This is a genomic window from Citrobacter sp. Igbk 14, assembly GCF_028069825.1.
Lineage (GTDB): Bacteria > Pseudomonadota > Gammaproteobacteria > Enterobacterales > Enterobacteriaceae > Citrobacter.
In genome coordinates this window covers 40,449-51,985 of record NZ_JANEWM010000011.1, presented here as the reverse complement: position 1 = coordinate 51,985, position 11,537 = coordinate 40,449, and the positions used below count along the sequence as shown (strand labels likewise).

Sequence of the window (11,537 nt, the reverse complement as noted above, 5' to 3'; positions counted from 1 at the left end):
CTGCATGGATAAACTACTTGAGCGTTTTTTACACTACGTGTCGCTGGACACCCAATCAAAATCGGGCGTGCGGCAGGTACCCAGCACTGAAGGACAGTGGAAGTTATTGCAGTTGCTTAAGCAGCAACTCGAAGAGATGGGGCTGGTCAATATTACCTTGAGCGACAAGGGGACGTTGATGGCAACGTTGCCCGCAAACGTTGCCGGCAATATTCCCGCGATCGGCTTTATTTCCCATGTGGATACCTCACCGGATTTCAGCGGTAAAAATGTTAATCCGCAAATCGTTGAAAACTATCGCGGTGGCGATATTGCGTTAGGCATTGGTGATGAAGTTTTATCGCCGGTGATGTTCCCGGTGCTGCATCAACTTTTGGGGCAAACGCTGATCACCACAGACGGTAAAACGTTGCTGGGGGCGGATGATAAAGCAGGCGTGGCGGAAATCATGACCGCACTGGCCGTATTGATACAAAAAGATATTCCACACGGTGATATCCGCGTGGCCTTCACGCCAGATGAAGAAGTCGGTAAAGGCGCGAAACATTTCGACGTTGCAGCATTTGACGCGAAGTGGGCCTATACCGTCGACGGTGGCGGTGTGGGTGAACTGGAGTTTGAAAACTTCAACGCAGCGTCGGTCAATATCAAGATCGTCGGTAACAATGTGCATCCGGGTACGGCAAAAGGGGTGATGGTGAACGCGTTGTCGCTGGCGGCTCGCATCCATGCCGAAGTTCCTGCCGATGAAAGCCCGGAAGCGACGGAAGGCTATGAAGGTTTTTACCATCTGGCAAGCATGAAAGGGACGGTTGATCGGGCTGATATGCACTACATTATCCGCGATTTTGACCGTAAGCAGTTTGAAGCGCGTAAACGCAAAATCATGGATATCGCCAAAAAGGTCGGTAAAGGGTTACATCCGGACTGCTATATCGAGCTGGTGATTGAAGACAGTTACTACAATATGCGCGAGAAAGTGATCGAGCATCCGCATGTGCTGGATATCGCCCAGCAGGCAATGCGTGATTGTGACATTGAGCCGGATCTTAAACCCATTCGTGGCGGCACCGACGGCGCGCAACTGTCGTTCATGGGATTACCTTGCCCGAATCTGTTCACCGGTGGCTATAACTATCATGGTAAGCATGAGTTTGTGACACTGGAAGGCATGGAAAAAGCCGTACAGGTGATTGTGCGTATTGCGGAATTGACGGCGAAACAGTAGCCACTTTTGTCGGTAGAGGCCGGATGGCGCTTCGCTTATCCGGCCTACGGGATACGATATTTGTAGGCCGGATAAGCGAAGCGCCATCCGGCGCACTCTCAATAGTTTATCCTTCGAAGAACCAGTATCCGCTATTCACCAGTGCGGCAAGCATGGCGAGGAAAGACGGATCTTCCAGCGCATCCTCAAAGTTTTCCGCTGTCAGCGCAATATGGCTGGCGAGTGCGTCCAGCGCCGGACGGTGCGGTGAGTCAATTTTCTCACCATTTACATAAACGTCATCGCCAATGCGCAGTACGCGCAACCCACCCAGACGGACCAGGACATCGCCTTGCTTCAGGGCATCATAGATTTCATCAGGCTGATAAGGCGGCTCAGGCGGAGCAACGTCAAGTTCATGACGCGACTGAGAGATAAACTCGCCAAACCACTGTTTAAAATGTTCCGGCTGGTTAATGAGTCCCAACATCATTTCGCGCAGCTTGTCCATTTCCTGTGGCAGCACGTCTGCCGGATGGTCGCGCGGTGGCAGATCGGGATCGCTGTAGTACGTGCTACCCAGTTCGCGTTGCAGAACGTAATCAGCAAATCCGCTGATCAGCTCCCGGGTATTCGGTGCGCGGAAACCGACCGAGTAGTTCATCGCGTTTTCCAACGCGTAGCCTTCGTGCGGGAATCCAGGTGGAATATACAGAATATCGCCCGGCTCCAGTTCTTCATCAATGATGGCTTCAAACGGATCGACCTGGAGCAGGTCAGGGTGCGGACAATGCTGCTTCAACTGCAGTTTTTCACCCACACGCCAGCGACGGCGACCGGTTCCCTGGATGATGAACACATCATATTGATCCAGATGCGGGCCAACGCCGCCGCCGGGTACAGAAAATGAGATCATCAAATCGTCAATGCGCCAGTCCGGCAATTCACGGAATGGTCGCATCAGCGCTGCGGTAGGTTCGTGCCAGTGGTTTACGGCCTGGACCAGCAGTGACCAGTTGCTTTCACCAAGATGGTCATAGCTCTCGAAAGGACCGTGACTAACCTGCCATTTGCCATCCTGGTGGCTGACCAACCGGCTGTCGACTTCGCTTTCCATTGCCAGCCCAGCCAGTTCGTCAGGGGAGAGTGGATCAATAAAGTTGTTAAAGCCGCGTTTTAAGACCACCGGGCGTTTTTGCCAGTGGCGTTCAAGAAAATCGGGCCAGTTAAGAGTGAGTTGGTATTCCATAATGAGCATCCCGCAGGCTGGTATCTGCAACCGATTATAACGGATACTTAACCGCAAGCGTGAAGTCAGTACATATTTATTACATATAAAGATTACTCGTCTTTTTGTCCCGGATGTTGGCGGCCGAAAATAACTTCCATGCGCGCTCCGCCCAGCAGACTGTCGCCAGCGATAATCTGCCCGTCATATTGCTCGGTGATCTCACGTGCGACGGCCAGGCCCACACCTTGCCCGGGGCGTAAGGTATCCACGCGCTGACCACGGTCGAACACCACTTCACGTTTACTGCGTGGAATACCGGGGCCGTCATCCTCCACCACAATGTGCAGATGATCTTCCGTTAATTGCGCTGAGATCTCGACAAATTCCAGACAATATTTACAGGCGTTATCCAGGACGTTGCCCAGTACTTCGACGAAATCGTTCTGTTCACCCACAAAGCTTGTCTCAGGCGAAATATCGAGATTAATGTTAACCCCTTTACGCTGATACACCTTGTTTAATGCAGAGGTCAGTTTATCCAGCAACGGTGCAACCGGATGCAATTCCCGGCTGAGAAGGGCGCTACTGCCACGCATGCTGGCACGATGCAGATAATAGCCAATTTGCTGAGAAATACGGCTGATTTGCTCCAGCATGACGGGTTCAGCATCGCTCACGCTCATTTTCTCATTACGCATCGAACGTAGCGTGCTTTGCAACACGGCCAACGGTGTTTTCAGGCTGTGGGTGAGATCCGTTAACGTGGTGCGGTATTTATCGTAGCGCTCACGTTCGCTCTTTAATAAGCGGTTGAGGTTGCGCACCAGACTAGTGAGTTCACGCGTGGTGGCAGGATTAAGCATCTCGCGATGATGCTCTTCAAGCTCACGGACTTCGCGCGCCAGTGATTCGATTGGTCTCAGACTCCACCAGGCTGCGACCCACAGCAGCGGGATAACCAACAGCAAATTGGCAACCAGCACATAAATAAACCAGCTCCAGACCATATATGAGCGTTTGAGCTCAATAGGAATGGTATCAACAACCACAATGGTCAGTTGTGGCATTCTGGCGGTGGCAGGGTAGATGTTCACTGCCACGGAGTGGGTCATTTCTGCGTTATCGTCATCTTCTCTGACTTCTCTTAGCTTCTGTTGCGCCGAATGATCTTCGCGTAGCAATGTGCTGGTGGCGTCGACATTGGCTTCAATCTCATGAAAACCATTTGTCTTTAGCCAGTCTGGTTGAATACGTTGTACCAGCCAGGGAACGTCGCGTTGGGCCCAGAGCAGTTTGCCGTTTTCATTATAAATCAGCGACATTGTGGGGCTTTGCATATCGAGATTTTCAGGTAGCTCGACATTGATTTTGCCGTTTTCCCATTTGGCCAGTGTATAGAACAGATTACTTTCGCCACGCAGCAGACGAAATGTTGTTTTATCAAAGCTGACGCTGTAGCCAACCAAAGCCACCATGCCGTAAGCCAGCGAGAGGACCAGTACAACGCCTGCGGTTGCCAGCAAAAAGCGCACCCGCAGTGATAACGGGAAAAAATGACGCAGTAATTTATTCATCAGCGCAGTTCAAAAAGATAACCTTGTCCACGTACCGTGGTGATCACATCGTCCGGATATTGCGCCTGAATTTTTTTGCGCAGACGCCCCATTAAGACATCAATGGTGTGACTTTCTCGCAGTTCAGCATCCGGGTAGAGTTGTAACATAAGCGAATCTTTACTAACGACTTTGCCGCTATTACGGATCAGCGTTTCCATAATGGTGTATTCGAACGCCGTGAGTTTGATCACCTCATCGTTCACGGACAGTTCGCGACGAGAAAGATCCACCTGAAATGGCGGCAGCGAGATAATCTGCGAGGCCAGACCACTATTGCGACGCATCAGTGCCTGCATTCTTGCAGCCACTTCTTCAATGTGAAACGGTTTTGTGACGTAATCGTCTGCACCGGCGCTGAGCACTTCCACTTTGTCCTGCCAGCCTTCACGGGCGGTTAATACCAGAATGGGCAACGAAACATCATTGCTGCGCCATCGGCGGATCAGCGACAGTCCGTCTTCATCGGGGAGCCCTAAATCGACGATCGCAATATCCGGCAGGTGTTCATTAAGAAAATAGTCTGCTTCCTTTGCATCTTCTGCATCATCCACCTGGTGGCCTAAATCCTGTAGCTGAACCTTAAGGTGGTGGCGTAATAATGCATTATCCTCAACAACCAGCACGCGCATCATTGTTTCTCCCTAAATTCATGGTACGAATAGTTTAACGCTGATTATGTATATTGTAAGCAGCGCTATGAAATTAAATAACTTTTTTCATGCTCCCTCGCCCGTGGGGGCGTCCTGGGGGCAGTGCTGTTGGCATCTGATTGTTCAGCATGTTGACCTGATCCTGGTTCATGTCGCCAATCCACTTGGAGTAAACCTCGTACACCATTCGCGCATCTTCATGTCCCATCTGACTCGCTATGAATGACGGGTTCGCTCCGGCCATCAACGTCCAGCAGGCATAGGTATGCCGTGACTGATAAGGATTCCTTTCGCGGATATTGGCAAGTTTAGTACCTCGCTTCCAGCCATAGGCAATCGAGTTCTTGGAGAAGTAACTGCCTTTTTTTGACGAATATGCTGTCGGTGAAAAAACGAAGCGAAGAGATTGCTGCTCAGTTTTTCCGATCTCCCGATGGTGAAATCGAATTTCTTGCTTCGGATTAGCGCCGGTGACTTCGTTTTGTTCCTTCAGTGCATCCAGAGCAGGTTTTAGCAACGTTATCGTCCTTATTCCGGCATCTGTCTTAGGGGGTACAAATACTCGCTTATTCGTCAAACTTCTGGATACGTGGATTTCACCTTTTACCAAATCAATGTCTTCCCATGCCAGGGCGCATATCTCGCCCGGCCTCATCCCCGTATGTACGGCAACAATGATGATTAATGCCTGGCTACGGGGAAGGGCGGCTATCAGTGCATGGTACTCATGAAGTAAAAGTGGGTCGGGATCATTTTTAGATAACTTGAGTCGCGACACTCCTTCATAAGGAGCATGCAATATAAACTGGCTTCGGTTTGCGAGCTTAAGCATTTCTGATAAAACTGCCATCTGTTTATTGACTGTTGAGGGCGCGCGGCCCTGCCTGGCCAGATTCGGCATTGCCGGGTTAATAATTGTCCCGGTCAATAACTCCTTTCGGTAATGCAAAATATCGGCATGCTCAATATCTACCAGACGGGTATTTTCTCCGATTACACGCAGTAACGTATTTACGACCGAAGTAAGCGATAGCAGGGTTGCACCAGATACCTCTAACGCTTTGGTGTCTGTAAAAAAATCACTCAGTTCTTTAAACGTGGTGATTTTTTTTGTTGTGATGAACTTCTTAAGCGCTTTGGATTCCGGGAAACGTTCCGCATAGTCGAACTTACCGAGCTGTATTTCACTTGTTATGAGCGCACGAAGATTTCCAGCTTTTTTGATGTTGCTGCTGTTCACCGTCCAGCCCCGAAGGACTTCGCGGCAACGTTTGCCGCGATAGGTAAATGTGATCCGTATTTTTCCATTATGCAGCTCGACGCCGGTTGGAAAGTCCATCATGCTTCCTGTACTAATTGGTTAATCTTTGGATAGTTGTACCAAAGCAGACCTTTAGAATTGTCAGTTTCCCCGAGAGCTGTCAGATGTTTGAAATGCACGCCTTCGATCCACAAATTCAACCGATAACTTTTAATTTGTCTCTCGGTTAGCCCCGTTCTTTCACTAAGACGAGTTTCAACTATCCACTCTTCATTAAAAATTAGCTGCGCCATGCTTACCTCACAGGCAGCAAGCCGAGTATAAACAGGCCTGCCGCCTTACACTGATAATTCAATATCAACTCACCTGTCCAGGCAGCGCGCGCAACCGGCGCATACCTGTCATTGCTGTGGCCACGTAGCTCGCCTTACGGTTCACCACTTCCACCCAGACCTTCACACCTTCAACTCTCACCGTGTACGTTTCCTTCATCTTGCTGCGCCCGTAGTCACCGTAACGTTCGTGATGAGTGGCCAGCGCGATATCGCATGCCTGACGTGCTAACGGGGATTGCTGATTGCCTCGGTTAATCAGTCGCATGGTCGTCTCCTTCGATACGCTCAAACTCAATAACCCAGACCCATGGGTTAGCTTTCCAGGACTCTTCGCCATAGATTGAGTCCCACAGCTCACGGAATGCTAAACCGGCCTCCATTGGGCCAGATGCTGCAATAACGCCTTCGGCCCGGGCATCGTCCTGGCTCATGCTCCGTATACGCTCCACTCGAACGCTGGTAATCTCCAGAAGAAGGCGGGATGCCCAGCGTGGCATGTGGATTGATGGCCGCCAGCAGCAATGCAGATTATCGTCAGCATCGAAAAACTCTGGTGCAGGCTTGCCATCAGCCTTGTAAACGCAGAACCGTGCCTTCTCAAATGGTGCAGAGTCTTTGCAATAGGCATCCATCTGATCGAAGTCGAATAACGGGCCCTGAAAAGTCTCGCGTACCCAGATGCGATCACCCGGTTTACCAAACGGACTGTTCAAATAGTTCCCAGAAGACAGCTCCCCGGCGAGTTCGTTGCCGGATAATTCACAGCCAAGATTACGATCCTTGAATGGGAACTTAACCGGGCGGCGCGTTTGCGTCTTCCTGCTGTCGAGAATGGCGCGAACCATTTCACTGTTAAAAATCATTCCGCGTTCAGTCATTCCAGGCCTCCAGTTCGTTCAGAATTTCCTCGTCGATTTCCTCATTGGTGGCATCTTCGTTCAGGTAATCCAACGCCTCTTTGAGATACTTTTCAGAACGACCTCTATACCAGGCTGCAAAGTCTGGAGACCAACCACTGTCATCACCAACTTCAGTAAAGTAATCAAGCATCGCATTGTTGTAAGCCAGACTGTCCACCATGCTATCAGCGGTAGTCAGGGCACATTCCCGGATGTAACTGCGAAGGTGATACTTGCGCCAGTACGGGCTATCTTTCGAGTCGCAACGACCTTTAAATTCGACGGTCCAGCGACGGATGCAACGTGCATTTAATGATTTGCTCATCTCGTTACCGGGAGGGCGAACCCTCCCGCCTCCCTTAGCCCACGTATTCCGGTTTCATATCCGCCAGGGTGATGCTGAACTGATCGTGCAGTTCGTCGCCCATGTGACGCTTATTGGCTACCAGCACTCGCTCAACTTCGGCGAATCGTTCAGCTGCATCCGGTTCGTCCGGAGACGGCAGGGAGTTGATCGCGGCCTCAACCTTGTTACGTGAATCAACCAGGTAATAGCGTTTCACTGCCTTATTCTTCAGCTCGGTGAACAGGGCAGATCCGAGTGTGGCCTTCGCGCTTTCGATATCAGCGCGCAGTGCTTTTGCACTATCAACATCCTGTGCAGCATCGATGCGTTCGCGGAAATCATCAGCCAGTGAATCGATATTTACCGATGATTCCTGTGCGCTCTGAGTGGTTGTGACGGTGTCACCTGAGATATCAGCCAGGTTAACGTGTTTCGGTGCTGGGTTAATCTCTTTCTCAGTGCGTGGCTCAACTTCATCTGGACTGTAGACGCCGAGGATGACTTCTGGGCAGTACAGGCGAGCCCAGTACTTCACTGCCAGATAAGCGATCTGCTGCTTCGGCGCTGTTTTCCACAGTGGCGAGTTACGTGTGGTGATATCTGCCAGGTAGATTGGCTCGCCCCAGGTGATTTCGTCTTCTCCGCGCAGTACGGCACCAACCCGGATAAACAGACCTAATTCATCACGGCCGTCTTTTTTCCCGGCGATCTTCTCCCAGTCACCGCCATATTCGTAATGGAAGCGACCAATAATGGCGCTGGAACTGGAAATCACTGCGTTAACCAGCTGCGCTTCGTAACCAAGAACGCCATTCACCAGGTGCGTTTTCTGGGCAACTGCATATGGGTTCATTCCCCACTGCATAGCCTGCATGACGATAGCCATACAGTCGGCAGGTTTCCCCGCCAGGTGTTTGGGAACAGTGACGGCAGACTGCGCCATCAATTCAGCGAAAGAAGTAAGCTGGCCGAGCGCCTGCACGTTGAATACAGCGTTGCTGGCGGAAATGGTGTTAGGAGCCTGCTCAGTCGTAATGATGTTGGTATTTTGCATGGTCAAATCCTCCCTTAAGCCAGACGCAGCGCTTCAAGGCGGCGCAGGTCGAAGTCGTTCAGTTCGTCGGTGTAATCAGCGGTGATCGGTGCTGGCCATTCGCCAGTGTCAAAGCCGGTAGCGATAGCGCGCATCGATTTGCGGTACTCAAGCATGCCCAGCTCCAGCAGTTCGGCGGATGCCTCGATGATGGCAATCCAGTGGTAGTTCTCGTCTTTGTTGACAAAAATCCAGAAGAACTGGTCCAGTGCTGCGGTCTCGCAATACATGGCGGCGCTCAGGTGGTAGTCACGGTCGATGATTTCCCGGTGCAGCTTGGCGCGCAGGCCTTCCTGCTTAACGTTCCACATGCTGATGGTTTTCAGGTCGGCACCGATGCGAACGCCGTCCAGGTCGATCTCAAGGTCAGGACGCACGCGGACTTCAAGTCCGGTTTCGTCGTCAAAGCCGAAATAACTCACCTCAACGGCGCGACTCGGGTGCTGGAGAAGCATCCCGGCGGTCGGGTGCTGGAGCAGGGCTTTTTGAATGGTCAGTGCAGTGCTCAGTTGCTGACGGGTGACCAGTACTTTCCCTTGTGGATTCTCGCGCCACGCATCCAACAGTTCGTCGGCGAAGACGGCGTCCGGATTAACAGACTTCACGGCCTGAATCAGATCTGCTTTGGTACCGGACACTTTCAGTGATTGAGGCTTCTGCGCCTCCTGTGCCACCAGGTCAGGATTGATGATTGCCAGTTGCTCGAGTAGCGCATCACGGCTACCGCTGGTTTTCACTTGAGCAGGCAGGGTGGCGTTGTACTCTTTGATGCAGGCTTTCATCGCCGCTGCGGTCTGCTTCTGGCCGTCTTCAATACGCTGGTACTCGGCAGGCAGCGCCATGTAGCTTTGCCCAGTTTCTTCCAGCGATGCGCCGAGCGGCAGCTGTGCCGGTAGTGTGGCGTTGTATTCTTCAAGCAGCGCTTTGATGTCGTCGGCTGACAGCTGCGCCGGCAGGCTTGCGTTATACTCATCGATAAACGTGCGGATCGTTGCCGTTGTGGTGAATGCGCCTTCCGGGATTACCGGTTCAACGCTGAATTCGGCATCCAGCAGTTCGGGCTGCAGCGCCAGAGCATGTACCAGGTTTCCCATGTCCAGAACAGGAGAGCGTTCTTTGATAATGGTTTTCTCTACGTGGCGCGCATTGAAGTACATCAGCGACACACGCGCATCTTTAACCTGGGTAGAGCTGATACCGTTCGCTGCGTGATAAACCTCGTTCGGCAGACCTTCATAGCGGCCTGGCTCGAAGTAAGCGGGATACACAACAGCCGGTTCGTCAGATTGCGCTTCTGGCTCGGTTTGTGCCGCAACCGGTTCGGTTTGGTTTACAGAATCGCTGTTTTGGCTAACAGAATCCGCATTCTGGTTTACATCGGCTTGCTGGCCGGTATGTGACTCTTGACCAGTTTCCAGACTGCTTTCGCCTGACTGCACTTCATTACCAGCCTGTTCTTCATCACTGACAGTTTCTTCCATCTGCACATCGCTGGTGGTTTCCTCTTTAACTGGTGAACGGTCATCTGTTTGTGTTTGTTGATCACCCATCAGGCCTTCTATGGAGAATACGCCGTTGCCCATGTTGGTGATTTGTGGTTGTTCCGCAGCTGTTTTCAGCTCTGCTGCGACCTTCTCGTTAATCTCGTTTTCCCAGCTGACGTCCGGCGTATGACCAGCATCAACCAGCGTTTCTTCTGAGGGATTTGAGTGGTCATTTTCGGTTAGATTGGCATTGATATATGCCCGCAACCGCCCAGGAAAGTTAACCAATTCGGATGATGTGCCGCGGATGAGTGCAAAGATGGCGGCGCGTGAATAGTCCAGGATGCCAGCGGTTTTGCGCAGCGCCTCAGACCATTCGCTGAACGGACTTTCTTTCTTGCTGACAATCTCTTTAGCGCGACGGTAGACCCCACCAGGAATGTCGTAGATATTGAAATCCATTGGCAAGGTGGCCAGCGCAATTTCAACATCCAGAGTGTCCAGTGTGTGGACGTAGTCGGTATTGCGATCGGTCTTATTTCCACCGCCAGCGTTGGCTTTGACGTCAGTGCGTTGAATCTGTGCAACGCGGTTGCCTTTCTGCCATTCCTTGACCAGCAGGCCGCGATCGATGTATTCAGTTTTGAACCACACCGTCAGGAACTGAATAACTGTTGCCAGCTCCGGTTTTTTACCGTCGACAGGGAAGACTTTCTTAACGGCATTCACGACCTTATGAATATCGTGTTCAATGGCTTTTTTGAATGCTTCCACATTCTCAGCAGCCAGCAGCAGGTTCTGGATGTACGTGTTATCAGTGTCCATCTCAAGGCGGACAATCTCGTTTTTCTGCCCAGCGTCGATGTGATAGAAATATTCACCATCGCCGATGAACTGAGCCAGTACGCGCTGACGGAATGGCAGGGTGGCTACGACGATGAGGTTCGGCTTTTCTGTCTGCTGAGATTCTTCTGCATGGCCGGTTTCACCATCAACGACATTGTCATCAGTCTGGTGGTTTTCTTCCTGTGCCGCATCATCAGTTTTCAATTTCAAATTCCAGGTGCGCTGGTCTTCGGCCAGTTCGTAACGATCACACCAGGTGAAATCAACTTCACCTTCATCTGGCAGGTCATCAACAACAGGAAAATCAGTGCGAATTGGTTTGGCGTAATCCTTACCGCGCCCAGTTTCGATACCTGCATCTTCCAGCGCAACGTCCAGCATCAGGTTGGCGCGAGCCTCAGTTTTTGCAGTGAACCAGACAAAAGCATCAGGCTTTCCCGACTTTTGTGTGGCTTTAACTACATATGGAAATTCCATGTGAGATCCTCATTTTTGGGTGTTAGAATCCCCGGACCATTGATAGCGCCCATTGGGTTAACTTTGGTTTTAATGTTGTTTCCGGTGTAACT

11 protein-coding genes are annotated in these 11,537 nt (G+C 51.3%); 1 reads left to right on the top strand and 10 read right to left on the bottom strand.

Annotated elements, in window-relative coordinates:
- Positions 1–4: 4 nt before the first annotated feature.
- Positions 5–1,228: a peptidase T gene (gene pepT, locus NNN64_RS06495; RefSeq protein WP_271440873.1), complete on the top strand. Its 1,224-nt coding sequence runs from the start codon at positions 5–7 to the stop codon at positions 1,226–1,228.
- A 106-nt stretch (positions 1,229–1,334) separates the two neighbouring features.
- Here pepT and roxA read toward each other — a convergent pair whose 3' ends face one another.
- The 10 genes from roxA to NNN64_RS06445 form a co-directional block, all read right to left on the bottom strand.
- Positions 1,335–2,456 (bottom strand): [50S ribosomal protein L16]-arginine 3-hydroxylase, encoded by a 1,122-nt coding sequence (gene roxA, locus NNN64_RS06490; RefSeq protein WP_271440872.1) that lies wholly within the window; start codon positions 2,454–2,456, stop codon positions 1,335–1,337.
- Positions 2,457–2,548: 92 nt separating this feature from the next.
- Positions 2,549–4,012 carry a two-component system sensor histidine kinase PhoQ gene (gene phoQ, locus NNN64_RS06485; protein ID WP_271440871.1) on the bottom strand — a complete coding sequence of 488 codons (1,464 nt, stop codon included), beginning with the start codon at positions 4,010–4,012 and terminating at the stop codon, positions 2,549–2,551.
- Complete coding sequence (gene phoP / locus NNN64_RS06480) at positions 4,012–4,683, bottom strand: two-component system response regulator PhoP (RefSeq protein ID WP_137382962.1); 672 nt, start codon at positions 4,681–4,683, stop codon at positions 4,012–4,014. The genes phoQ and phoP overlap by 1 nt, the downstream gene beginning before the upstream one ends.
- A gap of 73 nt (positions 4,684–4,756) precedes the next feature.
- A complete protein-coding gene (locus tag NNN64_RS06475; protein WP_271440896.1) occupies positions 4,757–6,043 on the bottom strand; it encodes a site-specific integrase in 1,287 nt (428 codons plus the stop codon).
- Positions 6,043–6,258 (bottom strand): excisionase family protein, encoded by a 216-nt coding sequence (gene xisR / locus NNN64_RS06470; protein ID WP_040231984.1) that lies wholly within the window; start codon positions 6,256–6,258, stop codon positions 6,043–6,045. The genes NNN64_RS06475 and xisR overlap by 1 nt, the downstream gene beginning before the upstream one ends.
- Positions 6,259–6,322: 64 nt before the next feature.
- Positions 6,323–6,565, bottom strand: a complete 243-nt coding sequence (locus NNN64_RS06465; protein ID WP_005121071.1) for a DUF4060 family protein — start codon at positions 6,563–6,565, stop codon at positions 6,323–6,325.
- The gene (locus tag NNN64_RS06460) at positions 6,552–7,178 is read right to left on the bottom strand and encodes a morphogenetic protein (RefSeq protein WP_271440870.1); all 627 of its coding nucleotides are present in this window, start codon (positions 7,176–7,178) and stop codon (positions 6,552–6,554) included. The genes NNN64_RS06465 and NNN64_RS06460 overlap by 14 nt, the downstream gene beginning before the upstream one ends.
- Positions 7,171–7,524, bottom strand: a complete 354-nt coding sequence (locus NNN64_RS06455) for a hypothetical protein (RefSeq protein ID WP_271440869.1) — start codon at positions 7,522–7,524, stop codon at positions 7,171–7,173. Before NNN64_RS06455 ends, NNN64_RS06460 begins: the two co-directional genes overlap by 8 nt.
- A gap of 34 nt (positions 7,525–7,558) precedes the next feature.
- Complete coding sequence (locus tag NNN64_RS06450; protein WP_271440868.1) at positions 7,559–8,599, bottom strand: RecT family recombinase; 1,041 nt, start codon at positions 8,597–8,599, stop codon at positions 7,559–7,561.
- Positions 8,600–8,613: 14 nt separating this feature from the next.
- Positions 8,614–11,445, bottom strand: a complete 2,832-nt coding sequence (locus tag NNN64_RS06445) for a RecE family exodeoxyribonuclease (protein ID WP_271440867.1) — start codon at positions 11,443–11,445, stop codon at positions 8,614–8,616.
- Between the last annotated feature and the right edge of the window lie 92 nt (positions 11,446–11,537).